This window comes from Brucella pseudintermedia, assembly GCF_008932435.1.
Lineage (GTDB): Bacteria > Pseudomonadota > Alphaproteobacteria > Rhizobiales > Rhizobiaceae > Brucella > Brucella pseudintermedia.
In genome coordinates this window covers 170,769-197,763 of record NZ_WBWE01000006.1, presented here as the reverse complement: position 1 = coordinate 197,763, position 26,995 = coordinate 170,769, and the positions used below count along the sequence as shown (strand labels likewise).

Here is a 26,995-nt window from a genome sequence, read left to right as displayed (position 1 = left end):
TTGACCGCAATCAACTGCGTCAATCGGTCGAACTTTTGAGCGCCGCGCTTGCAGCGAGCGGCCCGAGGACGGCAAAGAACAGGGTGAGTGCAGCAAGAATGAGGAATGGCGCAAGAAAAGGCGCATTGTCTACCGTCGCTCCGTGCGAAGCTGATACACCGAAAATGAGCACCGGAATGGTGAGCGGCAGAACGATCACCGACACCAGCAGCCCGCCGCGCGGCAGCGCCACGGCAAGCGCCGCCCCCACCGCGCCGATAAAGGCGATGGCCGGCGTTCCCACCAGAAGCGTCAGCGATGTCGCGCCGATTGCCGGTGCATCCATGTTCATGAAAAGGCCCAGCATCGGCGATGCGATCACCAGAGGCAGCACGCTTGCCACCCAATGCGCCACGCATTTCACGAAAACCGTGAAGGGAAGCATGTGGCTGTCGGCGCCGATCAGCAAAAGGTCGAGCGAACCGTCCTCGCGGTCGGCCTGAAACAGCCGGTCGAGCCCCAGAAGCGTTGCCAGCAGCGCGCCGATCCACAGCATGGCGGGACCGATGCGCGCCAGAAGGTTGAGGTCGGGCCCGACGCCGAAGGGCATGACGGCAATGACCGCGAGGAAGAACAATATGCCGATCAGCGCGCCGCCACCGGCGCGGAAACTGAGGCGCAAGTCTCTGAGGAAAAGCGCTATCATCAGGCGACCTCAAGCGAATAGGTGGCCATGTCGAGCGAGGATACGGATTCCAGTCCCAGCGGAATATGCGTTGCGGCGACGATCATGCCGCCCTCGCGCATATGTGTGCGCATGATTTCCGCAAAGCGGTTTTCCGACGCCTTGTCGAGACCGGCGGTCGGCTCGTCGACGATCCAGAGCGGGCGGTGGCTGACCAGAAGCCTGGCGATGGAAGCACGGCGCTTCTGCCCCGTCGACAGATAGCCGAACGGCAGATGCTCCACGCCGGGAAGGTCCACCGCCTCCAGCGCTTCATCGATCTCCATCTGCGCAGCACCGTTGAAATTCTGCCAGAAGGACAGGTTTTCGCGCACGCTGAGCGCGGGCTTCATCGCATTCTGGTGGCCGAGATAATGGCAGGCGGCGCGCACCGGCACGGCCACGCCGCCGTCGGTGAGTTCCACCCGCCCCGCTTGCGGTGCAAGCAGGCCGCAGATGATTCGCAAAAGCGTGGACTTGCCGGAGCCGTTGGGGCCGGTCACCACCAGCGCCTCGCCGTCACCGAGCGCAAAAGAAAGGCCCGCGAAAATCGTTTCGCAGCCCCTTTCGCCCGCAAGATTTTCGGCTTCCAGCCGCATTTTATACCCTCTAAGCCCCAATGGATAAGCGCCAGACCAATAGAACCGGAAGCCCGGAAGATCTACGCAAAGGCATCGCAACATTTCGCCGCAAGGGGCCGAATTCACGATATTCTGTCTGGAATCGTTTTAGAAAACTCTCTATATGAGGGTTACCACGCCAGCGGTCGGCGTGGAAACCATTTTTGGCCGATCTCAACCTGTTGCCCTTATGGACGCAGGCTTCGGGACGGACAGCGGAAATGACTGCACCCGCACCTTGGCGCGTCCTTGAAACGCTAGCCTAGGCGTTCGTCCTGGTTTTCCGGCCAGCAGCATAAGGACGAACGCAGTGTCGCACATCGACAGCTTTAAATGCCGCAAGACCCTCACCGTCGGGGGCAAGGATTACGTCTATTACAGCCTGACCGAAGCCGAAAAGAATGGCCTCGAAGGCATTTCCAAGCTTCCATTCTCCATGAAGGTTCTGCTTGAGAACCTGCTCCGCTTCGAGGACGACCGCTCCGTCAAGAAGTCGGACATCGAAGCTGTTGCCAAGTGGCTGAACGACCGCGGTTCCGCGGGCGCGGAAATCGCCTATCGCCCGGCGCGCGTGCTGATGCAGGACTTCACCGGCGTTCCAGCCGTCGTTGACCTTGCAGCCATGCGCGACGGCATCAAGGCGCTCGGCGGCGATCCGGAAAAGATCAATCCGCTGGTTCCCGTCGATCTGGTCATCGACCACTCGGTCATCGTCGATGAATTCGGCAATCCAAGCGCGTTCAAGGCCAATGTGGACCTCGAATACCAGCGCAATGGCGAGCGCTATCGCTTCCTCAAGTGGGGCCAGCAGGCGTTCAAGAATTTCCGCGTCGTTCCTCCGGGCACCGGCATCTGCCATCAGGTGAACCTTGAATATCTGGCCCAGGCCGTCTGGACCAAGGAAGAAGACGGCGCGACCGTCGCTTATCCCGACACCTGCGTCGGCACCGACAGCCACACCACCATGGTCAACGGCCTTGGCGTTCTGGGCTGGGGCGTCGGCGGCATCGAAGCTGAAGCGGCCATGCTCGGCCAGCCGGTTTCCATGCTGCTGCCGGAAGTCGTCGGCTTCCGCCTGACCGGCAAGATCAAGGAAGGCGTGACCGCGACCGACCTCGTGCTCACCGTCACGCAGATGCTGCGCAAGAAGGGCGTTGTCGGCAAGTTCGTCGAATTCTTCGGCGAGGGCCTCGAAAACATGACGCTGGCCGACCGTGCGACCATCGCCAATATGGGCCCGGAATATGGCGCGACTTGCGGCTTCTTCCCCGTCGACCGCGAAACGCTCAACTACATGAACACCACTGGCCGCGACGAGCATCGCATCGAACTGGTCGAAGCCTATTGCCGCGCGCAGGGCATGTGGCGTGAAAAGGGTGCGGCCGATCCGGTCTTCACCGACATTCTCGAACTCGACATGGGCGACGTCGTTCCGTCGATGGCCGGCCCGAAGCGTCCGGAAGGCCGCATTCCGCTGGAAAACATCGGCTCCGGTTTCGCCACCTCGCTTGAAAACGAGTACAAGAAGACCTCCGGCCAGGCCACGCGTTATGCCGTTGAGGGCGAGGACTACGATCTCGGCCATGGCGATGTCGTGATTGCCGCCATCACGTCCTGCACCAACACCTCGAACCCGAGCGTGCTGATCGCCGCTGGCCTTCTGGCCCGCAATGCGGTCGCCAAGGGCCTGAAGACCAAGCCATGGGTCAAGACCTCGCTCGCGCCCGGTTCGCAGGTTGTCGCCGCCTATCTCGAATCCGCTGGCCTCCAGAAGGATCTCGATGCGCTCGGCTTCAACCTCGTCGGCTTCGGCTGCACGACCTGCATCGGCAATTCCGGTCCGCTGCCGGCTCCGATCTCCAAGACGATCAACGAAAAGGGCCTGATCGCGGCTGCCGTCCTGTCCGGCAACCGTAACTTCGAAGGCCGCGTTTCGCCGGACGTTCAGGCTAACTACCTCGCCTCGCCGCCGCTCGTCGTCGCCCACGCTCTTGCCGGTACGGTCACCAAGGACCTGACCAAGGAGCCGCTCGGCGAAGACCAGAACGGCGACCCGGTCTATCTCCGCGACATCTGGCCTTCTTCGCAGGAAATCCAGGACTTCATCGCCAAGAACGTGACGCGCAAGATTTTCTCGGAAAAATATGCGGACGTGTTCAAGGGCGACGAAAACTGGCAGGCCGTGCAGGTTCCCGCAGGCCAGACCTATGCATGGGACGACAATTCGACCTATGTGCAGAACCCGCCTTACTTCGTCGGCATGGGCAAGTCAGCCGGCACGATCGGCGACGTCAAGGGCGCCCGCATTCTGGGCCTCTTCGGCGACAAGATCACCACCGACCACATTTCGCCTGCCGGTTCGATCAAGGCGCAGTCGCCTGCTGGCAAGTATCTGCTCGACCATGGCGTCGGCGTCGCCGACTTCAACCAGTACGGCACGCGTCGCGGCAACCATGAAGTGATGATGCGCGGCACCTTCGCAAATATCCGCATCCGCAACCACATGCTGGGTGAAAACGGACGTGAAGGCGGCTACACCATCCACTATCCGTCGAAGGAAGAAACCTCGATCTACGATGCTGCCATGCAGTACAAGGCCGAGGGCGTGCCGCTCGTCGTCTTCGCAGGCGTCGAATACGGCAACGGTTCTTCGCGTGACTGGGCTGCCAAGGGCACGAACCTGCTGGGCGTCAAGGCCGTGATCGCGCAGTCGTTCGAGCGTATCCACCGCTCCAACCTCGTCGGCATGGGCATTGTGCCTTTCGTCTTCGAGGAAGGCACGAGCTGGCAGACGCTGGGCCTCAAGGGCGACGAAATCGTCACCATCGAAGGCCTCGCCGATGTGCGTCCGCGCCAGAAGGTCGAAGCCTCCATCACCTATGCCGACGGCACGGTGAAGAAGGTTCCGCTCATCTGCCGCATCGATACGCTGGACGAGCTGGACTACATGAAGAACGGCGGCATTCTGCAGACCGTTCTGCGCGATCTGGCCGCTTGAACGGCACCAGTTTGAAAATCGAAGCCGCCGGATTTTTTCCGGCGGCTTTTTGTTGCGGATCAGACACGAGGAATGAGGCTCTCACCGCAACGTGAATTCCTATTGATTGCAAGACTTCTTACATAATAGATGTCAGTGACAATTATTGCGGGATGAAACGAAGTGATACTCCACGCCCCCTTCTGCGGGACAGGTCCATGGCTTGCAGGCGAGCATCTGCCCGGCTGGCGTAGCATCTGTGCCGTTCTGGGGCTGGCATTCACCGGCTGCATCTCCATGCAGGGGCAGGCCAAGGCGCAGGACAGCGACAAGAAGACGGCCGTTCTGGAGCTTTACACCAGCCAGGGCTGCAAATCCTGTCCGCAGGCCGACCGCAACCTCGCCAAATATGCCGACGACCCCAATGTTCTGGCGCTGTCATTCCACGTCAATTACTGGGATTATATGGGCTGGCGCGACACGCTTGCCAGTCAGGAAAATACCGACCGGCAGAACGCCTATCGTAATTCCTTCAATGCCCGCATGATCTATACGCCGCAGGCCGTCATCAACGGCACTGCCGAAGTGAATGGCCGCGACAGCGAGGCCATCAAGACCCACATCGCGGCCAGCAAGCTGGATGTGCCGGTTTCGATCACGCAGCTCGATGACGGGCGCCTGTCCATCGATATCGGCGCAAGCGAGAAGCCCCATGCGCCCGTTCACGTCGTCCTGTTCTATTTCCGCGATTCGGTGACGATCCCGATCACGGAGGGCGAAAATGCCGGTGAAGCCGTCACTTATCGCAATACGGTCAGCGATATCGATACGATCAGCATGTGGGACGGCAAGCCGTTGAAAATCGAAATCCCGGCTTCCGAACTGAAACGCAAGGACGTTTCGGGCTGCGCCGTGGTGCTGCAGGAAACCCGCGACGACAACTCTCTCGGCCCCATCCATGGCGCAGCCATCTTCAAGCAGAAGAAGCCTGTAAGCCTGTAGGCAGCCGGTTGCTGAACGCAGCAGGGCGCGCTTTGGCGGCGTTTTTTCAAGGGAGTTCAGCGGGTGAAAGCGTCGGCCGGGCTTCGCGGAGCGGCCATCGAACCGGGCTGACAGCCAGGCCGGGAAAGGTTGGTTCGGTCCGAGCAGGTCCTTTGGGCGGGGGGCTTGGGGTCGGACTTGCCCGAACCGAACCGTCTCAGGCAACGTGTAGATGCTGAAGCCATAATCGGGCTGCAATGCGAAGCTGACAAGGCGAAAATGTGGCCAACAATCACCATTGCAAACACACATTCTCTTTTCGTGAATGAGCCCTCGCAACAGTTAGTCCCTATTTATTGGGGATTTTTTTCCGCCCATAGCGGCGATCCAGACAGGTTCGCGGAAGCGGCCCCTTGAAATTGCTTCACAAAAGCATCACCCTGTTGTCATGCGCCGGTCCGGTTCGCTGCACCGCCTTGCCGATACCGATCCCGGTTGCACGCAGTTTGTTTTGAGCGGTCCGGTTTCCGGGTGGCTCCGCAAAAGGCTGAAAGGAAGGAAATGGATACGTCAAGCGCAGCGAATGAGGATTCCGCGTCCCCTTCTCCCTCGTCTGCTTCGCCAAAGGTCGTTTCTCTCGACCGCGCGCGACCTGCCCCCGTCAGTTTCAACCGGCACGAACTCGGCAAAATCCTGAATATCTATGGCCGCATGGTCGCCTCCGGCGCGTGGCGCGACTACGCCATCGATCATCTGGGCGACCGCGCCGTATTTTCCATCTTTCGCCGCGCGAGCGAAATGCCGCTTTTCCGCATCGAGAAGAATCCGAAACTCGCACAGAAACAGGGCGCCTATTCGGTCATCGCCGCAAGCGGGCTTATCATGAAGCGCGGTCATGAGCTGGAGCGCGTGTTGCGCGTGTTCGACAAGAGCCTCAAGCTCGTGGAAAGCTGACCCTTCGATCCTTCGACAAGCTCAGGATGAGGACAGCGGCGGCATTCCCGGTTCCGTTGAGCGTCCTCCATTGAGCGGCAGCTGCATCAGCACCGTGTCGAGCCAGCGTCCGTGCTTGAAGCCCGAACCCTTGATGCGCCCGCAATGGGTAAAGCCGAGGCTTTCATGCAGCCTGACCGAACCGATATTGTGTTCGCCGTCACCGATCACCGCCAGCAATTGCCGGAAGCCCAAGGCAGAGATCCGCGCGATGAGTTCGCGCAGCAAAAGCTTGCCGACGCCCTTTCCCTTGGCATTGGGAGCGATATAGATCGAATCCTCCGCCAGCCAGCGATAGGCCGGCCTGACGCGGAAATAGCTGGCATAGGCATAGCCGAGAATCCGGCCCTCCTCCTCCGCCACGAGGATCGGAAAGCCCTGCTCAACGAATGCCGAAAACCGCTTTGCCATTTCATCCATGGTCGGCGGCTCGATCTCATAGGAACCGGCGCCGGTCAGCACGGCATCCGTATAAATCGTGGTGATGGTTTCGATATCGGCAGGCTGGAAATCGCGAACGACAGGCATGAGGGGAACCAGACAAATCTTGGACGGGTCCTCACAATGCATCAGGAGTTGCGGCGATAAAAGCAAAAAGGGCAGCGTTTCCGCTGCCCTTTCGTTCAAGCACTCTTCGGCTGACTATTCACGGTTGCCCATGAACTGCAGCAGGAAGGTGAACATGTTGATGAAGTCGAGATAGAGACGCAGCGCGCCCATCACGACCTTGCGGCCCTGTGTATCCGAAGCATCGCCTTCGTAATACATTTCCTTGATCGACTGTGTGTCGTAGGCGGTGAGGCCTGCGAAGATCAGGACGCCGATCACCGAGATTGCAAATTGCAGCGCGGTGGAGCCGAGGAAGATGTTGACGACCGACGCCAGGATCAGGCCGAACAGGCCCATGATCAGGAACGAGCCCATGGCGGACAGGTCGCGCTTGGTCGTGTAACCATAGAGTGACAGCGCGCCGAAGGAAGCAGCCGTCACGAAGAAGGTGCGAACGACGCTCTGGCCGGTGAAGACCAGGAAGATCGACGACAGCGACAGGCCGACGAGAGCTGCATAGCCCCAGAAGACGGCATTGGCGGTCGAGACCGAAAGACGTTCAATGCGGAAGCTCAGGAAGAACACTGCCGCGAGCGGCGCCAGCATCACCACCCAACGAAGCGGGGACGTGTAAAGCGCCACGCCGAGGCCGGTGAGCATCTTGCCGTTGGCGAGCTGCGCGACGGCTGCGGACGGGTCCGTGGTCGTTGCGAGTGCAGCAACGGCAAAGGCGGCAAGGCCGGTAACGGCCAAGCCGATAGCCATCATGTTATAGACGCCGAGCATATAGCTGCGCAGGCCCTGGTCGATGCCTGCATCGGCACGAGCGCCGCCTACCGGCCTCTGCTGCGCCTGAATATTGCGAAAGTCAGCCATGACTTAAATCCTTTTGCCATGTCCCGTCCGGTGTCGGGGCGCTCCAGAAAGGCCGAGCCGCCGCCAGGCGCCGCTGGCGGGACCCCAGCATGCCTACCGGACATTATGGGGATTTCACCCCTCTCGTACAAGTAGCCGATGTAAAAAAACGTGATGTGGCGCTTGAAAAGCGAACCGCATTATCCATGCGATCCAAGGGGTTACCTCATTGGAAGCTTCAACATTACAAATGATTCATATCGTTCTCAGCACCTTTGCGGGCTTCTGGCCGAGAACGCGCCATGTTCCCGCAAGGCCGAAACCGACCGTCAGCACCAGCGCTATGGCCACCGTCATCAGCGCGACATCGGGCAGGAAGCTTGCTTTCAGTTTCATGATTTCGACCACGACATACCAGCCCGCCACGCTGCCGGCGGCAAGCGCAAAAAGGGCTGTGGCAAGCCCGAGCAGCATATATTCAAGCACATAGGCCGTAATCAGCGTGCCGCGCGTGGCGCCGAGCGTCTTCAGCACCACCGCATCATGCACCCGGGCGCGGTTGCCCGCCGCCAGCGCCCCGCCCAGCACCAGAACCGAAGCGGCGAGCGCAATGGAGGCCGCGGCGCGGATGGCGGTCGCAAGCTGGCCGATCAGGTCATTGGCGACATTGAGCGCATCGGTCACGCTGACCGTGGTGACGGCGGGCCATGTTTTCGTGACCTGCCGCAGCACATCGGGCGCAAGGCTTTTCTGGCTGTCGGGAATGGTCAGCGTCGCCAGCCATGTCGCAGGCGCACCGGCAAAGGTATTGGGCGAAAACACCATGACGAAGTTCATCGCAAGCGTTTCCCACTGCACCTGACGGAAACTTGCGATCTTCGCGGTGATGTTGCGGCCAAGCACGTTGACCGTCACCGTGTCGCCGAGCTTCAGGCCCAGTTCCTTGCCCTCGCGCTCCGCAAACGAGACCAGCGGTTCACCATTGTAACCGGGAGACCACCATTCGCCTTCGCTCAGCGTCGAATTTTCAGGGACCGTATCGGAAAAAGTTATGCCGCGATCGCCGCGCAGCACCCAGGCAGCTTCCGGCGGAATGGTCATATCACGCACATTGGTGCCGTTGAAGGCGACGATACGCCCGCGCAGCATCGGGCCGGAGGTGAGCTTGCCGTCGGGCACGATGCCGCTCACCAGTTTGGTGAAATCGCCGATGTCACGATTCTGGATATCGACAAAGAAGAAATCCGGGGCTTGGGCCGGAATATTCTCGGTCACTTGTCGGCGCAGATTGCCATCGATCAGCGCAATCGCCACCATCAGCGTCAGGCCAAGGCCGAGCGACAGCACCACCGAAGGGGTGAGCGCGCCGGGCCGATGGATATTGCCGACCGCAAGCCGAAATGCGGTCGAGCGCACACGCGGGATGCGGCGGGCAAGCCAGCGAATGCCGTCTGCGACCAGCCGCAGCACGCCGAAGGCAGCAATGGCCGAGACGATGAAGATGGCTGCGATGCGCCGGTCATAGGCGACGTAAAGCGCGAGCCCCGCAAGCGCTGCAATCAGCAGAACGGCAAGGGCGAGATAAAGGAGCCGCGGCAAGCCGCGCTGCTCGAAACCCTGCTCGCGGAAAAGCGCCGTCGCCGGAATATCGCGGGCGCGGCCGAGCGGGATGATGGCGAAGGCAAGCGTGGTGATGAGGCCGAAGACGGCGGCAAGCGCCAGCGCGCCGGGAAAGAAACCGCCGCCGCCGGCGACGGGCAGATAATCGGCAAGCGCCATTGCTGCCGCATAGGGAATGATCGCCGCCAGTATCAGTCCGAGCGCGATGCCGATCAGGCCGATCACCATGATCTGCACGAGATAGACCAGCACGGCGAAACGCGCGGGCGCGCCGAGCGACTTGAAGGTCGCGATCACGCCGCGTTTGCCGTCGAGATAGGCGCGCACCGCATTGGCGACGCCGACGCCGCCGACGATCAGCGCCGTCAGCCCCACCAGCGTCAGGAATTGCGAGAAGCGCTCGATATTGGCGCTAAGCGCTGGCGCGGCATTGGCGCGGGAGCGGATGTTCCAGCCCGCATCAGGAAAATCGGCAGCGGCCTGCCGCCTCACTTCGGCAATTGCCGCATCCGTCGCGCCGTCCGGCAAGGCAACCTTGTAGATATGGTCGACAAGGCTTCCGGGCTGAATGAGGCCGGAAGCCCTGAGGCCATCCAGCGAAACCAGAAAGCGCGGCGCGAAATTGAAGCCGGACGACAGCAGGTCCGGCTCGCTCTCAATCAGGCCGCGCAGTTCAAAGGCTTGCGAACCGAGCAGCACTTTTGCGCCGAGCGGCAGGCCCATGCGGTTCAGAAAATCCTGCGTCACGGCAGCGCCATAAACGCCATCCTTCTCGCCGGTCATAGCGACCAGCGATTGCTGCGGCTGGACCTTCAGTTCACCATAGAGCGGATAGGCGGCATCGACCGCCTTCACCTCGACCAGCGACTGGTCGGAGCCATCGGGCAGGCGCGCCATGGAGCGCATGGTGGCGCTTTCCGCGACGTTGCCCTGCTTGTCGATGAAGGCGCGCTCTTCCGGCGTTGTCTCGCGCTGATTGAGCGCGAAGCTGACATCGCCGCCGAGAATGGTCTGGCCCTCCGAGGCAATGCCGGTGCTGACCGAGCGCGCCACCGAATTGACGCCGCCGATGGCCGCAACGCCCAGCGCGATACAGGCAAGGAAAATATAGAAACCGGCAAGCCCGCCGCGCATTTCACGCAGCGCAAAGCGGAGAGCGAGCGAGAAAGACCTGGCCGCACTCATGCGCCAGCCGCCAGCGTTTCGAGGACGGAGCCGCCCTGCGCAGGCTCCTCGATCCGGCCCGAGCGCACCGGAATTTCGATGTCGCAGCGCGCCGCAAGCGCCGGATCATGCGTGACAAGCACCATGGTCAGCCCGTTCTCGCGCTGCTTGGCAAACAGGAGATCGGCAATCTGGCGACCCGTCGCGGTGTCGAGATTGCCGGTCGGCTCGTCAGCGATCAGGATTTTGGGCGAAGGCGCCAGCGCGCGGGCAATCGCCACGCGCTGCTGCTCGCCGCCGGAAAGCTCGGACGGGTAATGGGTGAGGCGTTCGCCGAGACCGACGGCGCGCAATTCGCGCTCAGCCACCTCGAACGCATCGCGGCGACCGGCAAGCTCCAGCGGCACAGCGACATTTTCAAGCGCCGTCATATTGGGAATGAGATGGAAGGACTGGAACACGATGCCGATATTGGCGCCACGAAAAGCCGCCGCCTGATCTTCGCTCATACGGCTGATCGTCTCGCCCGCAATCTTCACAGTTCCGTTATCGACATGTTCCAGACCGGCCAGAACCATCAAGAGCGTGGACTTGCCGGAACCGGACGGGCCGACGATGCCGACCGACTGGCCTTGCGATATATGAAGCGAAACGCCCTTCAGCACATGCACCTGCGAGGCGGCGTGCCCAAGGGTCAGATGAACGTTCTCAAGTTCGATAATCGGGCCAACAACCTGTTCCGTCACGCGGTTTTTATCCTATATGAGTAACAGCGCGCCACAAATTTGAACCTATGTTGCGCCAATTATTGAAGAGAAGTCCGGCGGGCCATTTGCCCACAGCCCCTCAAATATGGGTTTTCGACAATGCGTTTCAAACTCTCTATTCCCGCGTGGCTCCCTATTTTTGCAGCGATTGCGTCTTTTGTGGCGGCAAGCCCCATCATTGCGGCGCAGGCGCAGGAAGAACCGACCGGCCTTGAAGACGCATTGCCGACCGAGCAACTGTCACAGATCAGGATTGTCGGCTTCGGCGACAGCCTGATGGCGGGCTATCTGCTGCCGTCCAATGCGGCGTTTCCGCAGCAGCTCGAAAAGGCGCTCAACGACAAGGGCATCGAGGTTTCGATCGAGAATGCGGGCGTGTCGGGCGACACCACCACGGGCGGTCTTTCGCGCATCGACTGGTCTGTTCCCGACGGCACCGATCTCGTGATCCTTGAACTGGGCGCCAATGACGCGCTGCGCGGCATCGAGCCCGACATTACCGAAAAGAACCTCGACGAAATGCTGGCGCGCCTCAAGCAGCGCGGCATTTCGGTCATTCTCGCCGGCATGATGGCCCCGCCCAACATGGGCAAGGACTATGCCCAAAAATTCAACCCGATCTATCCGAGACTGGCACAGAAATACGGCGTGCCGCTCTACCCGTTTTTCCTCGACGGGGTAGCAACGAAGAAGGAGTTTTTGCTCGAGGACGGAATACACCCCAATGAGAAAGGCGTCGAAACGATGGTATCAAACTTTATGCCCACGGTCGAAAAGAGCCTGACGAACATGCGAAACAAGGGGACATCGGGAGGCTGACGCCCGCCGGGAGCATAAACAGCTTGCCCCCGGTATAAAACTTTGATTCGCTCAAGTTGCATCAGCAAATATCGAATCATCGATGGAACGATGCACTGACACTCTGGGTTAGAGCGTCTTTCACGCATCCAGCCGGATGCAGGCGCTCTGACAGGGAACGCTTCGAGGAGGATGCCTTATGCCGCGTCTTTTCACTGCCCTCGAAATCCCGCGTGATGCCGCGCTTTCGCTCTCGTTGTTGCGAGGCGGTCTTCCCGGCGCACGCTGGATTGATGTCGAAAACTACCACATAACGCTGCGTTTTATCGGAGATGTGGAAGGCCACGTGGCCGACGAGGTTGCCAATGCGCTCGATCGCGTGCGGCGGCCCGAATTCATGCTCAACCTCTCGGGTGTCAATGCGTTCGGCTCCAAAAAGCCGCACAGCATCTATGCGGGTGTATCCCCCTCGCCTGAACTCAACGCATTGCAGGCGGAAATCGAACGTATCTGCCAGCGGCTTCACATTCCAGCCGATCCGCGCAAGTTCACGCCGCATGTGACGCTGGCGCGGCTCAGAAACGCCCGCATCGACGATGTGGCGCGTTATCTGTCCTCACGCGGCAACTTCGCGACGCTGCCCTTCAAGGTGGGACGGTTCGTGCTGATGTCGTCGCGCGATTCGGTTGGCGGCGGACCCTACATCGTGGAAGAGGCCTGGCCTCTGGTCGCCGTTTCCCGCACGGGCCAGAACTGGTCGGCAAGCGCGATGGAAGCCGCCAGAACCATCCGGTAGACCTTTTCGAAATCCCCGGTCCCGCCATAATAGGGGTCGGGGATTTCAACAGCGCGGCCTTCGGCAATCTCGGTGAAAAGCCCGATATGCGCGCTTGCATTGGCGGGCTGCCGCCCGGCGATCATCCGCATATTGTAGCGGTCCATCCCGAGGATCAGGTCGAAACGGCTGAAATCACCCGCGATGAGCTGGCGGCAGCGCTGCCCCGAAATATCGAGACCATGACGCGCCGCAACGCTGATGGAGCGTTCGTCCGGTTCCTCGCCGGTATGGTAGCCATTGGTTCCGGCGGAATCGACCAGCACATGACGGATGCCGCGTTTTTCGAGCACCTGCCCCATCACGCCTTCGGCCAGCGGAGACCGGCAGATATTGCCGGCGCAGATGAAAAGAATGCTGGCCGGGGCGGGCATTTGTGCGGCTATGGATAGGGTCACGGAACTCTCGCGCTCATGTTATGTTATCTGAGGAACCGCAACATAGGCGAAAGACGATGGCACGCAACCGGCTGACGGAAAACGAACTGAACGAAGCGCTCAAGGAGCTTGAGGGCTGGCAGAAGGTTGACGGACGCGAGGCGATTTCCAAAAGCTTCAGGTTCAAGGATTTCAACGCCGCCTTCGGCTTCATGGTGCGCGCAGCGCTTCACGCCGAAAAGCTCGACCATCACCCCGAATGGTTCAATGTCTATAACCGTGTCGATGTCACGCTTTCGACCCATAGCGAGAACGGCATTACCGAACTCGACATCAAGCTTGCACGCAAGATGAACGCCTTGGTCTGAGTTTAAAGTTTTGAGATGTATACATAAATCTTCCGGCGATCATAATTGAAGCTGCCCTCGGGGTTGCGGCTCGAATAGGGAAGAACACGGGTCAGATTGATGCGATCCTGCCAGTTCTGGCCGAGCTTGCCGCCGTGGACACCGCGGATATAGACGTCTCCGAGCGAAATGGCGGCATGGAAAACATGCCCCGCCTGAACGTCATAGAAACCGATTGCCTTGCCATAAGGAAGCGCCGAATAGCCGTTCCATTGTTCGCCCGCCCGGAAATTCAGGATGGGTATCCAGTTCTGGCTGGAGGTGCCGCGCAGCGTGTTGAGCGAGATTCCGGCGCCGAAGAGGAAGCGCAGATAGACGGCGGCATCGTAGCACCCCGGTTCGAACAGATCGATGGTGATATTGTCGTCCTCGCTTCCGGCGGCCAGCAGCTGGTTGCCGCGAAACAGCCGTGTTGAACGGTCGCTGCGGATGAAATTTTCCCCATAGCCGGTCAAATGCATCAAAACCTCCATTCATGCGGCATCGCTCCAGCGTGAAAGCGATCCGGTCGAATCTGTATTTTGGGGATTTGACGGGGGCGTTGTAGCTGATGGTTCTTGCAGGATCGGACCGGAGAAATCGCCCGGACTTGCAAGGGCAGCGCAAACTCCCCATTTTTAGCCGGTCATAACCTGCATTCGATGATCGGAATCAGGACGACAGGAGTTGAACGAGAATGGATGACGTCAGAATCGGTGAAATCCTCGAACCCGGCAGCGAGAGCGAATTCAAGAAGCGCAGCGAGCGGGTGAAGAACGGATTCTGGAAGGCCGCGCGCCGCGCCGGTCGCATGGTGCCGTTCATGGACGAGGTGGTCGCCGCCTATTACTGCGCGCTCGACCAGAGGACGCCGGCCCGCGTGCGCATGACGCTGATGGCCGCACTTGCCTATTTCGTCCTGCCGTTCGACGCTATTCCAGACATTCTGGCGGGTATCGGCTTCACGGACGACGTTGCCGTGCTGATGGCGGCGCTGACCGCCGTTCGCGCCCACATCACACCCGCGCACCGGCTGGCTGCGAAGCAGGCGTTGGCTGATAAGGGAGTAAGGGAGTAAGGGAGTAAGGGAGTAAGGGAGTAAGGGAGTAAGGGAGTAAGGGAGTAAGGGAGGCGAACATTATTTTGGAACATGGCAAATATTCAGCTTGCCTTATCCCCATCCGCTTCGCACCCTATTCCCCTATTCCCCTATTCCCCTATTCCCCTAACCGACTGCCTTACTGACGCCGCTTTCTTTTAATTCAACTTCCCCCAAGGGATGGCGGGGCGACTTGGCTGCTCATTCAAGTTTTCTTTCGAAACTTCACCGTTTGGTAACCCAGATTAAGGCATTTTAATCGGCAACTGAGCGGGACGGCGTGATGAACGGCGGCATCCCGATATTCAAGTTTGAAGCAAACGAAAGAGAACCGGTAAAAACCAATGCTTGGAAAATCGATCGTCGCGGCTTCTGTGTTCATGATTGGGATGGCGGGTTCGGCACTCGCCCAGACCCCGAGCCAGATCAGCCAGTTCAATGCCTGGGGCGCCTATAGCTATCAGTCGGGCAACGGCAAGGTCTGCTATGTCCTCTCCGTACCGACCCAGAAGGCTCCGGCCAATGTCGATCACGGTGACAACTTCTTCCTCGTGAGCCAGAAGCCCGGCCAGAACATCTCGTTCGAACCGCAGTTCATGGCCGGTTACGACCTCAACACCAACGCCAAGGTCGTCGTTTCCATCGGCAACCGCAGCTTCAACATGTTCGTCAACGGCAAGTCCGGATGGATGGAAAATGCCGCCGAAGAGCCGCAGCTCATCGCAGCCATGCGCGGCGGTTCGGAAATGAAGGTGCAGGCACAGTCGAAGCGCGGCACCAAGACCAACTACACCTATTCGCTTAAAGGTATTTCGGATGCGCTGAAAGCCATCCAGAAGTGCAAGTAATCCAAGCGACTGGATGCGTTTGAAAGCCGGGCCTCGTGTCCGGCTTTTCTTTCGCCCTGCATTCCTGCATGGCAGACCGGTTTTCATGTAGGATGACGAATGCGATATTGTGTGCTAAGAGCGCGCGCAACAGGGTCGCAATGTCGGCTGTCCGACCCTATTTACCCATGAATTCGAGCCAGATTGTCTGGCAAAGCTTATAGACGCGCTCAAGGCGCCCGTTTCCAACAGTTGAAGACAGATGTCCATTTCGTTCGACCTTACCATTGATGATACGCGCGACCAGCTTGCCCGCCATGCGCGCGCCAGCCTGGAGGCAAAGCCGTCGCTGATCGGCATGTCGCGCGAGGAAATGGCCGAAGCGCTGATCAAGGTCGGCGTGCCGGAACGGCAGACGAAAATGCGCATCAGCCAGCTCTGGCACTGGCTCTATGTGCGCGGCGTTTCCGATTTCGCCGACATGCGCAATATTTCCAAGGATCTGCGCGCCCTTCTGGCGCAGCATTTCACCATTCAGCGCCCCGAAGTGGTCGAGGAACAGATTTCGCAGGACGGAACTCGCAAGTGGCTGTTCCGCTTTCCGCCGCGCGGTGCGGGCCGTCCGGTCGAAATCGAAAGCGTCTATATTCCGGAGGAAGGCCGCGGAACGCTGTGCATTTCCTCACAGGTCGGCTGCACGCTCACCTGCTCGTTTTGCCATACCGGCACGCAGAAGCTGGTGCGCAACCTGACCGCGGAAGAAATTCTGGCGCAGCTTTTGACGGCGCGCGACCGGCTTGGCGATTTCCCGGACAAGGACACGCCGGATGGCGCCATGGTGCCTGCCGAGGGCCGCAAGATCACCAATATCGTGATGATGGGCATGGGCGAGCCGCTCTATAATTTCGAGGAAGTGAAGAAGGCCCTGCTGATCGCCTCCGATGGCGACGGCCTCTCCCTTTCCAAGCGCCGCATCACGCTTTCGACCTCCGGCGTCGTGCCGGAAATCTATCGCACCGGCGACGAAATCGGCGTCATGCTCGCCATTTCGCTGCATGCCGTGCGCGACGAATTGCGCGACATTCTGGTGCCGATCAACAAGAAGTATCCGCTGGAACAGCTCATAAAAGCCTGCCGTGAATATCCGGGCCTGTCCAATGCCAAGCGCATCACCTTTGAATATGTGATGCTGAAGGACATCAATGACAGCCTGGAGGATGCCAAGCTTCTGGTGAAGCTGCTGCAGGGAATTCCGGCCAAGATCAACCTGATCCCGTTCAACCCGTGGCCCGGCACCAATTACCAGTGCTCGGACTGGGAGCAGATCGAGAAATTCGCCGATTATGTGAACGCGGCCGGCTATGCATCGCCGATCCGTACGCCGCGGGGCCGCGATATTCTCGCCGCCTGCGGCCAGCTGAAATCGGAATCCGAACGCCTGCGCAAGAGCGAGCGCCTTGCGCTGGAAGCCATGATGATCGCAGGCCACGGCGAATAGACCGAGAGGGAGCGCGCTTGAACGATACTTTTGACTACATAACGCGCTTCGTCATCGTGGTATTCGGCTATTGCTGCGCTTTGCTGGCGGCAGGCTGGTTTCTGGCCGCCATCCTTTTCCGTACCCTGGGCATCGATTCGTTCATGAACGATTTCGTCATGATGGCGAGCGACACGGATGCCGGTTCGTTCTTCGCGGCCACCAGCTTCTGGAGCGCCGTCTTTGTCGGCGGCTTCGCGCTTGCCATGCTGGCTGGCGGATTCAGCTTCGTTCCCGCCCTCGTCCTGATCATTCTGGCCGAAGCGCGCGGTTATAGGTCGTCGCTCTATTATTGCGTGGCGGGCACGCTGATCGGGCTTGCCGCCGCAAGCGCATCGCTTCCCTTCAGCGACACCCGCAGCGTGTCGGAAAGTTCGCTCTGGATTGCCGCTATCGCAGGCGCCGGCGTGGTCGGCAGCTTCGTTTATTGGCTGCTCGCAGGCCGCAACGCCGGACGGCTTTTATCCCGCCCGGCTGAGTAAGCGTTTTACTTCGCCTGCGCCGTGATGATCTTCAGCGCGAAGGCCGAAAATACACCCGCAAACATCCAGTCCACGATGCGCGTTACGGTCGGGTTCTTTTTCAGGAGCCCGGCAAAGCGATCTGCCGCCACCACCATCGGAATGGTGAAGGGCAGCGCCATCGGAATGAAGGACAGGCCGAGGAAGAACAATTTGCCCATGGCATGGGGGTCGTGCGCGGAGACAAACTGCGGCAGGAAGGTCATGTTGAACAGGATGATCTTCGGGTTCAGAAGATTGATGCCAAGCCCGGTCAGCCAGTTCTGGAACAGCGTATGCTTCTTGCCGCCATTCTTTTCCGGCGAGAAGGCCGATCCCTTGCGGATCGCCTGCACCGCGAGCCACACCAGATAGCCCGCGCCCACGATCTTGAGCGCCGTGAAAGCCGCAGGCGAGGCGATGATCAGCGCCGAAAGGCCGAGCGCCACCATAGTGGTGTGAATGACGATGCCGGTGCTGGCGCCAGCCATGCAGGCAAAGCCCGCGGCCTTGCCTTCGGAAAGGGCGCGCCCGACGAACAGCGTCATGTCGGGACCGGGGGTGATGGAAAGGATCGCGGTTGCTATCGCGAACTGGACAAAGATCGTCCATTCGGGAATGAAAGTCAGGTTCGTCAGAAAAGACATCGAAATGTGCTCCAAGAGATGGCGCACGCTAGAATAATTTCCCGGCAAAGGGAACAGCGGAATGGAGACCGGAATGCTGCTGATCGTGGGGACCGTCCGCCTGCCGCCGGAAAACCTCGACCGGGCGCGCAAGGCCATGCGGGCCATGATCGCGGCCAGCCGTGCGGAGGATGGCTGCGTGGACTATGGCTATGCCGAGGACGTGCTGGAACCGGGCCTGATCCATGTCAAGGAGTTCTGGCGCGACCGCGCCGCGCTCGACCGGCATTTTGCCTCCGCCCACATTGCCGAATGGCGGGCCGCCTGGCCCGAGCTTGGCATCGGCGACCGCAATCTGGTTGTTTATGAGGTCGGCGAACCGCAGGCCACATGATACCGCATCAGTTTTCGCGATAAGTCGCAGCCCTTCGGCTTGCGCGGCGCTTGGCAACTGATAAAAGACTTGCGGATATATCAGTTGGGTTCCATCAGAGCCTCAACCGCACCGCATTGGACGGAAGTAACTATGAGCAAGCTGAAAGACGTTAAGAAAGTCGTTCTCGCCTATTCGGGCGGCCTCGACACCTCGATTATCCTGAAGTGGCTTCAGACGGAACTGGGCGCGGAAGTCGTGACCTTTACCGCCGATCTCGGTCAGGGCGAGGAACTTGAACCGGCCCGCAAGAAGGCGGAAATGCTGGGCATCAAGGAAATCTTCATCGAGGACGTGCGCGAGGAATTCGTGCGCGATTTCGTCTTCCCGATGTTCCGCGCCAATGCCGTCTATGAAGGCGTCTACCTGCTCGGTACCTCGATTGCCCGCCCGCTGATCTCCAAGCATCTGATCGAGATCGCGAAAAAGACCGGCGCCGACGCCATCGCCCACGGCGCGACCGGCAAGGGCAACGACCAGGTTCGCTTCGAGCTTTCGGCCTATGCCTTGAACCCGGACATCAAGATCATCGCCCCATGGCGCGACTGGTCGTTCAAGAGCCGCACGCAGCTTCTCGAATTTGCCGAACAGCACCAGATCCCCGTCGCCAAGGACAAGAAGGGCGAAGCGCCGTTCTCCGTCGACGCCAACCTGCTGCACTCCTCGTCCGAGGGCAAGGTTCTGGAAGATCCGGCTGTCGAGGCGCCGGAATATGTGCATATGCGCACCATTTCGCCGGAAACCGCGCCCGACAAGGCAACGATCATCAAGATTGGCTTTGAAAAGGGTGACGCCGTTTCCATCAATGGCGAGCGTCTGTCGCCTGCAACGCTTCTTGCCAAGCTCAACGATTATGGCCGCGACAACGGCATTGGCCGTCTCGACCTCGTGGAAAACCGCTTCGTCGGCATGAAGTCGCGCGGCGTCTACGAAACGCCGGGCGGCACGATCCTGCTCGCCGCGCACCGCGCCATCGAATCGATCACGCTCGACCGCGGTGCGGCGCACCTGAAGGACGAGCTGATGCCGCGCTATGCGGAGCTGATCTATTACGGCTTCTGGTTCTCGCCGGAACGCGAAATGCTGCAGGCCGCAATCGACCACAGCCAGCGCCATGTCGAAGGCGAAGTCACGCTCAAGCTCTACAAGGGCAATGTGATGGTGATCGGCCGTGAATCGGAAAAGTCGCTCTATTCCGACAAGCTCGTCACCTTCGAGGACGATCAGGGCGCTTACGACCAGAAGGACGCCGCAGGCTTCATCAAGCTCAATGCGTTGCGCCTGCGCACGCTCGCCGCGCGCGACAGGAAATAAGCCCGATTGGCTGATCCAAGCACCCTCGTCCTTCGAGGCTCGCTTCGCTCGCACCTCAGGATGAGGGTTACTGCGGGCGCTACCGCCCTTCACCTCATGGTGAGGTGCGAATGGACCCTGAGCTTGTCGAAGGGGAAATGAGCCTCGAACCGCCAAGGTGAAGGGTTCGGAAAACAGCCAAAAGTGAAACGCCTTCCCCGTCGGAGGGCGTTTTTCTTTATTCAGGCCGCATGTTTGATGCTGGCCAGCATCTTTTCCTCGCCCGGGCGCAAGGTCAGCACCCGCACGCCGTTCGAGGTGACCGCCACCGTATGCTCGAACTGCGCCGACAGCTTTCCGTCGCGCGTCACCACCGTCCAGCCGTCCTTTTCCTGCTTCACCTTGGCTGTTCCCTGATTGAGCATCGGCTCGATGGTGAAGACCATGCCTTCGCGCAGGCGAGCGCCGGTGCCGGGCTTGCCGAAATGCAGGACCTGCGGCTCCTCATGCATCTCGCGACCGATGCCGTGGCCGCAATATTCCCGCACGATGCTGTAATCATGCCGCTTGGCGTGGCGCTCGATGGCATGGCCGATATCGCCCAAGGTCGCGCCGGGACGCACGGCGGCAATCCCCTTCCACAGCGCCTCATAAGTCACCCGGACGAGGCGCGAGGCAAAGGGCGCAACCTCTCCGACCATGTAGGTCTTGCTGGAATCGGCGATATAGCCGTCCTTTTCCAGCGTGATGTCGAAATTGATGATCTCGCCGTTTTGAATGATCTCGTCATGCGAGGGCATGCCATGGCAGACGACCTCGTTCCTCGAACTGTTCAGCACATAAGGATAGTCATACTGCCCCTTGCTGGCAGGCCGCGCCTGCAGGTCGCGGGTGATGTAATCCTCAACCAGATCGTTGACCTGCATCGTGGTCATGCCCGCCAGCGGCGTGCGGTCGAGAAGGGCAAAAACCGAGGCCAGCAGCGCTCCGGATGCCGCCATCTTTTCCACTTCGGCCGGGGTCTTGGTCATGACGGCTGCTGCACTGCCAGAACCGGCAGAACCGGCAGCTCGACCTGCGCTGCGCGCAACTGCATCTGCACGATCTCGTTGAACGACAGGTCGGGATGCGCCTGCGCCAGCATGCCGATCTTCATCCAGTATTCTGCCTGCGCATTGATCGAACGGCACATGACGTCGCTCGCCTTGCGCAATTCCTCGTGCAGCTCGTCACCGATCTTTACGATACCCATGGTTTCCTCGTTATGCGGTCCATATACAGATCATATATGATTCATATATAACTCCAAAGCATGTCCGGCAAGGATTTCCATCTGCACTTCTTTCCCTTGACTCTTCGCCTGCTCGATTCAATACTAGAACAAATAGAGAACAATTTGACAGGAATCGAACGTGAGCGGCATCGACATCGCGGCGTTGCGGCGCATGGTTACGGCCATTGCAGGCAATGATCCGCAAGGCAGTTTTGCCAGCAGAACAGGAAGCGGGACGGAAGCAGGCTTCGGTCGCGCACGCAGTTTCACGCTCGGCCTTGCCGGGGCCGATGCCGCCTTTCCGCATGGTCTGGCGGGCGATGCGCTGCATGAGGTTTTTGCCGAAAATCCGGGCGCGCATATGGCCGCAACCGGCTTTGCATTGGCGCTGGTGCTGCGGGCGACGCAGGAAACAAGGCCGGTCATCTGGATCGAGGAGGAAAGTGCGGCGAGCGAATATGGCGGGCTTTATCCGCCGGGGCTTCATGCCTTCGGGATCGATCCGTCGCGGCTTCTGATCGTGCGCTGCCCCAGTGCGCAGGATGTGCTGAAAGCGGCGAACGATGCGCTGGAGGCAGGCAGCGGCGGCAAGGCTTCGCATCTGGTTTCCGGCGTCGTCGCCGCGGTGACAGGCCAGCCGAAATGTCTCGACCTCACCGCATCGCGCCGCCTGCTTCTGGCGAGCGAGACCGCGCAATTGCCGGTCATCCTGCTCAGGAGCCACCGGACGGCGGTGCAAAGTGCTGCCGTCAGCCGCTGGCGGGTGGCGCCCGCGCCATCGCGCTCCAGCGGAGCGAACGCGCCGGGAAAACCGGCCTTTTCCGCCGTGCTGGAGCGCAACCGCCACGGCACATGCGGGCAATGGATCATGGAATGGAACAATGAAACCCTTGAATTTGGTGCAAGAGAACGGGACGGCAGAACGCTTGTTTCTCGCCCTGTGGTTTCCGTTTCTGCCGACCGACCGGCTTCGCCGCGCCGTTCCGCATGACGGCAGGGAGCGCCTGCCCCTGGTGGTGACCGAGCGCACGGCCAATGCATTGCGCCTGACGGCGGTGGATGCGGCGGCGGCAAGGCTCGGCCTTTTCCCCGGCATGGCGCTGACCGATGCGCGCGCCCGCGTGGAAAGGCTGGACGTGGCGACAGCCGCGCCGCAACACGACGCGGCAATGCTCAAGCGCCTTGCCCATTGGTGCGAGCGCTATACGCCGCTCGTCGCCCTGGATGAGCCGCATGGCCTGATGCTCGACATAACGGGCTGCGCGCATCTGTTCGGCGGGCTTGCCCCCATGCGCGCCGACGCCATCCGCCGCATTGAACGCGCCGGGCTGAAAGTGCAGGCGGCGATTGCCGATAACAGTTTAGCCGCGCGGCTTCTGGCGCGGGGAACGAAGGGCGGCGTGTTCAGCAAGGCGGAGGCCGACCGCCACCTTCCCCGCCTGCCGCTATCCGCGCTTGAACTGACGCAAGCCGCCGAAACCGGCCTCAAGCGCGCCGGGTTGAAACGGATCGGCGATGTGATGGGGCTTCCGCGCTCTGCCCTCACCGCCCGCTTCGGCACCGATCTTGCAACAAAGCTTGACCGGCTGGCGCGGCAGGAACGCGCGCCGATTTCCCCCTTGCGCATCATGCCGCTCAGCATCGCCGAACGCCGCCTGTCGGAGCCGGTGACGGGGATGGAGCTGGTGGAACATATCTTGCAGGAACTGGCGCAGGCGCTTTTTGCGCAGCTTGAACCGGAGGGCAAAGGCGCGCTTCTGGTTGAAGCGTCGTTCTTCCGTGTCGATGGCGACGTGCGTCATGTCCATGTCGAAACCGGCCAGCCGCTGCGCGACGACAGGGTTTTCCTGCGCCTTGCGCGCGAAAGGCTCAACGCCTTGACCGACCCGCTCGACGCCGGTTTCGGCTTCGACATGATCCGGCTGGCAGCGCTGCGCAGCGGCGCGATAACCCAGCGCCAGACCGGACTTGACCAGCATGAAGAGGATGAAGCCGGTTTCAGCCAGCTTGTCGACCGGCTCTCGGCGCGGCTTGGACAGGACCGCGTTCTCGTTTCCTTTGCGCGCAACACGCATATGCCGGAGCGCGCTTTCGGCCTTGTCCCTGCCCTGCACACGAACGGCAAGCGCGCAGCCGAATACGAAAGCGCGCCCAAGCTTCCCGGCGATCCACCTGCCCGTCCCATAAAACTGTTTCGCCCGCCGCAGCCGATCGACAGCGTGGCGGAAGTGCCCGACAGCCCGCCCTCGTTCTTTCTGTGGCGGCGGGTGCGCCATCAGGTGCGCCTTGCCGAAGGGCCGGAACGGATCGAGCCGGAATGGTGGCGCGCAATCGGGCAGGACGTGCCGGAACTGCGCGATTATTACCGGGTGGAGGACGAAAACGGCCAGCGCTTCTGGATTTTTCGCGAGGGGCTTTTTGACGGCGTCAATCATCCGCGCTGGTTTCTGCATGGGCTTTTTGCGTGATGATTCCTTACTTTGAAATGGCTGCCGCCAGCAATTTCTCCTTCCTTTGCGGTGCTTCGCATCCGCAAGAACTGGTAGAGCATGCGCATGAGCTTGGCCTGTCCGGCCTCGGCATTGCCGACCGCAACACGCTGGCCGGCGTGGTGCGCGCCCATGCGGAATGGAAGGAGATTCGCAAGAAAAGCGATTTCCGGTTGTTCATCGGCTGCCGCCTGTCCTTCATCGACGGCACGCCGGAGATGGTCGTCTATCCGCGTGACCGCGCCGCCTATGGGCAATTGTGCCGCCTGCTGAGCGAGGGCAAGACCCGCGCCGCCATCAAGGGCGAATGCCACCTCGAATGGGGCGACCTCCTGTTTCGCGCGCGGCAATTCCAGATCGCGGTTTTTCCTCCCGAGGAAGACCAGCCGGATTTTGCCACGCGGCTGGCGGATATCGCCAAGGCCGCGCCCGGCTCGGTCTGGCTGGCGCTCGCCATGCCGCATCAGGGGCAGGACGGACGCCGCGCGGAACGCACCGCCCGTTTCGCAGCCGCAGCCAATGTGCCGCTCATCGCCACCAATGACGTACTCTATCATCACCCGGACCGCCGCCCGCTTCAGGATGTGCTGACAGCCACGCGCCACCACACGACCGTTTTCGATGCCGGGCGGCTTCTGGAAAAGAATGCCGAGCGCCACCTGAAACCGCCGCATGAAATGGCGCGGCTGTTCCGCGATTATCCTGAAGCCATCGCGGCGACCGCCGATTTCGCCGCGCCCATCACCTTCCAGCTTGATGAGCTGAAATATGCCTATCCCGATGAACCCATCCCGCCCGGCAAGACAGCACGCCAGCACCTCCATGATCTCACCTGGGAAGGCGCTGCCCGCCATTACGGCGCGGACACGATCCCGCCAAAAGTGCAGGCGCTGATCAACAAGGAACTGGCGCTGATCGCCAAGCTTCAATACGAGCCTTATTTCCTCACCGTCTATGACATTGTGCAGTTTGCAATTTCCAAGAACATTCTGTGCCAGGGCCGCGGTTCGGCGGCCAATTCCGTTGTCTGCTTCTGCCTCGGCATTACCGGCGTGAACCCGACGCAAGTGGATCTCCTGTTCGAGCGCTTCATCTCCGCCGAGCGGCAGGAGCCGCCGGATATCGACGTCGATTTTGAGCATGAGCGGCGCGAGGAGGTGATGCAATATGTCTATGATCGCTACTCAAGAGACCGCGCCGCCATTGTCGCGACCGTCATCAGCTATCGCTCGCGCAGCGCCATCCGCGATGTCGGCAAGGCGCTGGGGCTGACCGAGGATGTGACGGCGGCGCTCGCCAATACGGTGTGGGGCATATCGGGCGGGGGCATCGACAAGCAGCATATAAGGCAGGCGGGTCTCGATCCCGACAACCCGATCATCCGGCGCGCGGTGGAACTCGCCATCACGCTGATCGGCTTTCCGCGCCACCTGTCGCAGCATGTCGGCGGCTTCGTGCTCACCCGCGACCGACTCGACGAGACCGTGCCCATCGGCCCGGCGGCGATGAAGGACCGCTCCTTCATCGAATGGGACAAGGACGACATTGACGAGTTGGGGCTGATGAAGGTCGATGTGCTGTCGCTTGGCATGCTCACCTGCATCCGCAAGGCTTTCGACCTCATTCACCAGCACAAGCCGGAAAAATATGGCGGGCAGAAGCTGACGCTGGCAACCGTCGAGCGTGAGGACAGAGCCGTCTACGACATGCTGTGCACGGGCGATTCGCTCGGCGTGTTTCAGGTGGAAAGCCGGGCGCAGATGAACATGCTGCCGCGCCTGCGGCCGCAGGAGTTTTACGATCTCGTCATCGAGGTCGCCATCGTGCGGCCCGGCCCCATTCAGGGCGACATGGTGCATCCTTATCTCAGGCGGCGAAACGGACAGGAGCCCTCCACCTTGCCGTCGCCCGCGCCGGAACATGGACCGGCGGACGAGTTGCGGCAGATCCTCGGCAAGACCAAAGGCGTGCCGCTGTTTCAGGAACAGGCCATGCGCATTGCCATGGAAGCCGCAAAATTCACGCCCGACGAGGCCAACCAGCTGCGCCGCGCCATGGCCACCTTCCGCAAGATGGGCACCATCCATACGATGGAGCAGAAGATGATCGAAGGCATGGTCAGGCGCGGCTATGAGCGGACCTTTGCCGAAAATTGCTTCAACCAGATCAAGGGGTTCGGCGAATATGGCTTCCCTGAAAGCCATGCGGCAAGCTTTGCGCATCTGGTCTATATTTCCGCCTGGATCAAGTGCCATCACCCGGAAGTCTTCGCCGCAGCGCTTCTCAATTCCCAGCCCATGGGTTTTTACGCGCCCGCCCAGATCGTGCGCGATGCGCGCGAACATGACGTGACGGTGCTGCCCGTCGATGTGAATTTCAGCCAGTGGGACAATATTCTGGAGGATACGCTCGATATCCGACCGGCGCTGCGGCTCGGCTTTCGCCAGATCGACGGCTTTGCCAAGCGGGACGCCGAACTTCTGATTGCCGACCGGCAAGAGCCTTACCGCACCATCGAGGACATGCATCGGCGGCTGCGGCTCGACCGGCGCGCCTTCACGCTTCTGGCCGATGCCGATGCTTTCGGCTCGCTCGATATCGACCGGCGCGCAGCATTGTGGGCCGTGCGCCGCCTGCCCAATGACGAGACGCTGCCGCTGTTCCGCGCCGCCGCGACCAGCGAACTGGCGGAGGAGCCGCGCACGAAACTGCCTGAAATGGCGGCGTCCGAGCATGTGATTGCCGATTACGAAACGACGCGGCTTTCGCTGAAAGGGCATCCGCTACAATATTTGCGCGAGGGACTTGCGGCGGAAGGCGTTTCCACCTGCCGCGCCGTGCAGGAAGGTGCGGACGGACGCCGCATGAAGGTGGCTGGCGTCGTCACCGTGCGCCAGCGCCCCGGCAGCGCCAAGGGCGTGGTGTTCCTCACCATCGAGGATGAAACCGGCATCGCCAATATTGTTGTCTGGCCGAAGATCATGAAGGCGTTTCGCCGCGAAGTGATGGGCGCGCGGCTGATCCATATCGAAGGGCGCATCCAGCGCAGCCCGGAAGGGGTGGTGCATCTGGTGGCGGCAAAATTGCAGGACCGTTCGGCGGCCTTGATCGAGATGAGCGGGCGCGAAGCCCAGCGCCTCGTCGCGCCGTCGCAGATGGCGCATCATCCGCGAAATATGAGGATTATGCCGAACTCACGCGACTTTCATTGAGCAATCACGCGCTCGAAACCCGTTGGCTATTTTGGCTATGACGCGACGAAAATGGTGCAATTCGAGAACCGGAGCGGAGTG

26 protein-coding genes are annotated in these 26,995 nt (G+C 60.7%); 15 read left to right on the top strand and 11 right to left on the bottom strand.

Annotation, left to right across the window (positions count from 1 at the left end; genetic code table 11):
- Positions 1-19: 19 nt before the first annotated feature.
- The gene (gene ccmB / locus F9K78_RS10225) at positions 20-685 is read right to left on the bottom strand and encodes a heme exporter protein CcmB (RefSeq protein WP_121985779.1); all 666 of its coding nucleotides are present in this window, start codon (positions 683-685) and stop codon (positions 20-22) included.
- A complete protein-coding gene (ccmA, locus tag F9K78_RS10220; protein WP_121985780.1) occupies positions 685-1,302 on the bottom strand; it encodes a heme ABC exporter ATP-binding protein CcmA in 618 nt (205 codons plus the stop codon). Before ccmA ends, ccmB begins: the two co-directional genes overlap by 1 nt.
- Before the next feature lie 331 nt (positions 1,303-1,633).
- Here ccmA and acnA point away from each other — a divergent pair, with 331 nt between their 5' ends.
- The 3 genes from acnA to F9K78_RS10200 all read left to right on the top strand — a co-directional run bounded on the left by acnA (position 1,634) and on the right by F9K78_RS10200 (position 6,235).
- Positions 1,634-4,321 carry an aconitate hydratase AcnA gene (gene acnA / locus F9K78_RS10210; RefSeq protein WP_121985781.1) on the top strand — a complete coding sequence of 896 codons (2,688 nt, stop codon included), beginning with the start codon at positions 1,634-1,636 and terminating at the stop codon, positions 4,319-4,321.
- 246 nt (positions 4,322-4,567) lie between these two features.
- Positions 4,568-5,302, top strand: a complete 735-nt coding sequence (locus F9K78_RS10205; RefSeq protein WP_121980807.1) for a DUF1223 domain-containing protein — start codon at positions 4,568-4,570, stop codon at positions 5,300-5,302.
- 540 nt (positions 5,303-5,842) lie between these two features.
- Positions 5,843-6,235, top strand: coding sequence for a DUF2794 domain-containing protein (locus F9K78_RS10200; RefSeq protein WP_121985782.1), 393 nt, complete (start codon positions 5,843-5,845; stop codon positions 6,233-6,235).
- 21 nt (positions 6,236-6,256) lie between these two features.
- Here F9K78_RS10200 and F9K78_RS10195 read toward each other — a convergent pair whose 3' ends face one another.
- From F9K78_RS10195 to F9K78_RS10180, 4 genes are all read right to left on the bottom strand, one after another.
- On the bottom strand, positions 6,257-6,802 hold the full coding sequence (locus F9K78_RS10195) for a GNAT family N-acetyltransferase (protein ID WP_121985783.1): 546 nt from the start codon (positions 6,800-6,802) through the stop codon (positions 6,257-6,259).
- A gap of 114 nt (positions 6,803-6,916) precedes the next feature.
- Complete coding sequence (locus tag F9K78_RS10190; protein ID WP_121980666.1) at positions 6,917-7,699, bottom strand: Bax inhibitor-1/YccA family protein; 783 nt, start codon at positions 7,697-7,699, stop codon at positions 6,917-6,919.
- Between the two features lie 234 nt (positions 7,700-7,933).
- A complete protein-coding gene (locus F9K78_RS10185) occupies positions 7,934-10,483 on the bottom strand; it encodes an ABC transporter permease (RefSeq protein ID WP_122066361.1) in 2,550 nt (849 codons plus the stop codon).
- Positions 10,480-11,208 (bottom strand): ABC transporter ATP-binding protein, encoded by a 729-nt coding sequence (locus F9K78_RS10180; protein ID WP_121980664.1) that lies wholly within the window; start codon positions 11,206-11,208, stop codon positions 10,480-10,482. The genes F9K78_RS10185 and F9K78_RS10180 overlap by 4 nt, the downstream gene beginning before the upstream one ends.
- Positions 11,209-11,328: 120 nt before the next feature.
- On the opposite strand from F9K78_RS10180, the gene F9K78_RS10170 reads away from it, so the two are divergent.
- Together F9K78_RS10170 and thpR are read left to right on the top strand one after the other, a co-directional pair.
- Positions 11,329-12,048, top strand: a complete 720-nt coding sequence (locus tag F9K78_RS10170) for an arylesterase (RefSeq protein WP_121980663.1) — start codon at positions 11,329-11,331, stop codon at positions 12,046-12,048.
- A 178-nt stretch (positions 12,049-12,226) separates the two neighbouring features.
- Positions 12,227-12,823: an RNA 2',3'-cyclic phosphodiesterase gene (gene thpR / locus F9K78_RS10165; protein WP_121980662.1), complete on the top strand. Its 597-nt coding sequence runs from the start codon at positions 12,227-12,229 to the stop codon at positions 12,821-12,823.
- Here the strand turns inward: thpR and F9K78_RS10160 are convergent.
- Entirely contained in the window at positions 12,727-13,236 is a 510-nt protein-coding gene (locus F9K78_RS10160) for a low molecular weight protein-tyrosine-phosphatase (protein WP_121985785.1), read from the bottom strand. The two genes, thpR and F9K78_RS10160, sit on opposite strands and share 97 nt — an antisense overlap.
- An 80-nt stretch (positions 13,237-13,316) precedes the next feature.
- Here F9K78_RS10160 and F9K78_RS10155 point away from each other — a divergent pair, with 80 nt between their 5' ends.
- The gene (locus F9K78_RS10155; protein ID WP_121985786.1) at positions 13,317-13,607 is read left to right on the top strand and encodes a 4a-hydroxytetrahydrobiopterin dehydratase; all 291 of its coding nucleotides are present in this window, start codon (positions 13,317-13,319) and stop codon (positions 13,605-13,607) included.
- 2 nt (positions 13,608-13,609) lie between these two features.
- Here the strand turns inward: F9K78_RS10155 and F9K78_RS10150 are convergent, their stop codons facing one another.
- Complete coding sequence (locus F9K78_RS10150; RefSeq protein ID WP_235925406.1) at positions 13,610-14,107, bottom strand: hypothetical protein; 498 nt, start codon at positions 14,105-14,107, stop codon at positions 13,610-13,612.
- Between the two features lie 215 nt (positions 14,108-14,322).
- Here F9K78_RS10150 and F9K78_RS10145 point away from each other — a divergent pair, with 215 nt between their 5' ends.
- The 4 genes from F9K78_RS10145 (at position 14,323) to F9K78_RS10130 (ending at position 17,570) form a co-directional block, all read left to right on the top strand.
- Complete coding sequence (locus tag F9K78_RS10145) at positions 14,323-14,703, top strand: YkvA family protein (RefSeq protein WP_121985787.1); 381 nt, start codon at positions 14,323-14,325, stop codon at positions 14,701-14,703.
- A 365-nt stretch (positions 14,704-15,068) separates the two neighbouring features.
- A complete protein-coding gene (locus F9K78_RS10140) occupies positions 15,069-15,572 on the top strand; it encodes an invasion associated locus B family protein (RefSeq protein ID WP_121981392.1) in 504 nt (167 codons plus the stop codon).
- A 241-nt stretch (positions 15,573-15,813) separates the two neighbouring features.
- On the top strand, positions 15,814-17,049 hold the full coding sequence (gene rlmN, locus F9K78_RS10135; RefSeq protein ID WP_121987059.1) for a dual-specificity RNA methyltransferase RlmN: 1,236 nt from the start codon (positions 15,814-15,816) through the stop codon (positions 17,047-17,049).
- A 17-nt stretch (positions 17,050-17,066) separates the two neighbouring features.
- A complete protein-coding gene (locus tag F9K78_RS10130) occupies positions 17,067-17,570 on the top strand; it encodes a hypothetical protein (protein WP_121981390.1) in 504 nt (167 codons plus the stop codon).
- A gap of 5 nt (positions 17,571-17,575) precedes the next feature.
- Here the strand turns inward: F9K78_RS10130 and F9K78_RS10125 are convergent, their stop codons facing one another.
- The gene (locus tag F9K78_RS10125) at positions 17,576-18,235 is read right to left on the bottom strand and encodes a LysE family translocator (RefSeq protein ID WP_121981389.1); all 660 of its coding nucleotides are present in this window, start codon (positions 18,233-18,235) and stop codon (positions 17,576-17,578) included.
- Between the two features lie 73 nt (positions 18,236-18,308).
- Between F9K78_RS10125 and F9K78_RS10120 the strand changes: the two genes are divergently transcribed.
- Positions 18,309-18,608 (top strand): putative quinol monooxygenase, encoded by a 300-nt coding sequence (locus tag F9K78_RS10120; RefSeq protein WP_121987074.1) that lies wholly within the window; start codon positions 18,309-18,311, stop codon positions 18,606-18,608.
- A 132-nt stretch (positions 18,609-18,740) separates the two neighbouring features.
- Positions 18,741-19,961, top strand: coding sequence for an argininosuccinate synthase (locus F9K78_RS10115; protein WP_121981388.1), 1,221 nt, complete (start codon positions 18,741-18,743; stop codon positions 19,959-19,961).
- A 221-nt stretch (positions 19,962-20,182) separates the two neighbouring features.
- On the opposite strand, the gene map is transcribed toward F9K78_RS10115, so the two are convergent.
- Entirely contained in the window at positions 20,183-20,971 is a 789-nt protein-coding gene (gene map / locus F9K78_RS10110) for a type I methionyl aminopeptidase (protein ID WP_121987060.1), read from the bottom strand.
- On the bottom strand, positions 20,968-21,192 hold the full coding sequence (locus tag F9K78_RS10105) for a ParD-like family protein (RefSeq protein ID WP_121987061.1): 225 nt from the start codon (positions 21,190-21,192) through the stop codon (positions 20,968-20,970). Before F9K78_RS10105 ends, map begins: the two co-directional genes overlap by 4 nt.
- 160 nt (positions 21,193-21,352) lie before the next feature.
- Between F9K78_RS10105 and F9K78_RS10100 the strand changes: the two genes are divergently transcribed.
- The 3 genes from F9K78_RS10100 to F9K78_RS10090 are packed head-to-tail and all read left to right on the top strand — an operon-like array spanning position 21,353 to position 26,914.
- Positions 21,353-22,204, top strand: coding sequence for an ImuA family protein (locus F9K78_RS10100; RefSeq protein ID WP_121987062.1), 852 nt, complete (start codon positions 21,353-21,355; stop codon positions 22,202-22,204).
- Positions 22,140-23,681, top strand: coding sequence for a Y-family DNA polymerase (locus tag F9K78_RS10095; protein ID WP_121987063.1), 1,542 nt, complete (start codon positions 22,140-22,142; stop codon positions 23,679-23,681). Before F9K78_RS10100 ends, F9K78_RS10095 begins: the two co-directional genes overlap by 65 nt.
- Entirely contained in the window at positions 23,681-26,914 is a 3,234-nt protein-coding gene (locus F9K78_RS10090) for an error-prone DNA polymerase (RefSeq protein ID WP_121987064.1), read from the top strand. The genes F9K78_RS10095 and F9K78_RS10090 overlap by 1 nt, the downstream gene beginning before the upstream one ends.
- The last annotated feature ends 81 nt before the right edge of the window (positions 26,915-26,995 follow it).

What these genes read in the sequence shown, in the direction of transcription:
- F9K78_RS10150 (WP_235925406.1), bottom strand. Translation starts at nt 14,107, where the DNA reads ATGCATTTGACCGGCTATGGGGAAAATTTCATCCGCAGCGACCGTTCA.
- F9K78_RS10145 (WP_121985787.1), top strand. Translation starts at nt 14,323, where the DNA reads ATGGATGACGTCAGAATCGGTGAAATCCTCGAACCCGGCAGCGAGAGC.
- map (WP_121987060.1), bottom strand. Translation starts at nt 20,971, where the DNA reads ATGACCAAGACCCCGGCCGAAGTGGAAAAGATGGCGGCATCCGGAGCG.
- F9K78_RS10170 (WP_121980663.1), top strand. Translation starts at nt 11,329, where the DNA reads ATGCGTTTCAAACTCTCTATTCCCGCGTGGCTCCCTATTTTTGCAGCG.
- F9K78_RS10105 (WP_121987061.1), bottom strand. Translation starts at nt 21,192, where the DNA reads ATGGGTATCGTAAAGATCGGTGACGAGCTGCACGAGGAATTGCGCAAG.
- F9K78_RS10195 (WP_121985783.1), bottom strand. Translation starts at nt 6,802, where the DNA reads ATGCCTGTCGTTCGCGATTTCCAGCCTGCCGATATCGAAACCATCACC.
- rlmN (WP_121987059.1), top strand. Translation starts at nt 15,814, where the DNA reads ATGTCCATTTCGTTCGACCTTACCATTGATGATACGCGCGACCAGCTT.
- F9K78_RS10140 (WP_121981392.1), top strand. Translation starts at nt 15,069, where the DNA reads ATGCTTGGAAAATCGATCGTCGCGGCTTCTGTGTTCATGATTGGGATG.
- F9K78_RS10125 (WP_121981389.1), bottom strand. Translation starts at nt 18,235, where the DNA reads ATGTCTTTTCTGACGAACCTGACTTTCATTCCCGAATGGACGATCTTT.
- ccmA (WP_121985780.1), bottom strand. Translation starts at nt 1,302, where the DNA reads ATGCGGCTGGAAGCCGAAAATCTTGCGGGCGAAAGGGGCTGCGAAACG.
- F9K78_RS10185 (WP_122066361.1), bottom strand. Translation starts at nt 10,483, where the DNA reads ATGAGTGCGGCCAGGTCTTTCTCGCTCGCTCTCCGCTTTGCGCTGCGT.
- F9K78_RS10115 (WP_121981388.1), top strand. Translation starts at nt 18,741, where the DNA reads ATGAGCAAGCTGAAAGACGTTAAGAAAGTCGTTCTCGCCTATTCGGGC.
- F9K78_RS10190 (WP_121980666.1), bottom strand. Translation starts at nt 7,699, where the DNA reads ATGGCTGACTTTCGCAATATTCAGGCGCAGCAGAGGCCGGTAGGCGGC.
- F9K78_RS10090 (WP_121987064.1), top strand. Translation starts at nt 23,681, where the DNA reads ATGATTCCTTACTTTGAAATGGCTGCCGCCAGCAATTTCTCCTTCCTT.
- F9K78_RS10200 (WP_121985782.1), top strand. Translation starts at nt 5,843, where the DNA reads ATGGATACGTCAAGCGCAGCGAATGAGGATTCCGCGTCCCCTTCTCCC.
- ccmB (WP_121985779.1), bottom strand. Translation starts at nt 685, where the DNA reads ATGATAGCGCTTTTCCTCAGAGACTTGCGCCTCAGTTTCCGCGCCGGT.
- F9K78_RS10155 (WP_121985786.1), top strand. Translation starts at nt 13,317, where the DNA reads ATGGCACGCAACCGGCTGACGGAAAACGAACTGAACGAAGCGCTCAAG.
- thpR (WP_121980662.1), top strand. Translation starts at nt 12,227, where the DNA reads ATGCCGCGTCTTTTCACTGCCCTCGAAATCCCGCGTGATGCCGCGCTT.
- F9K78_RS10120 (WP_121987074.1), top strand. Translation starts at nt 18,309, where the DNA reads ATGCTGCTGATCGTGGGGACCGTCCGCCTGCCGCCGGAAAACCTCGAC.
- F9K78_RS10160 (WP_121985785.1), bottom strand. Translation starts at nt 13,236, where the DNA reads ATGCCCGCCCCGGCCAGCATTCTTTTCATCTGCGCCGGCAATATCTGC.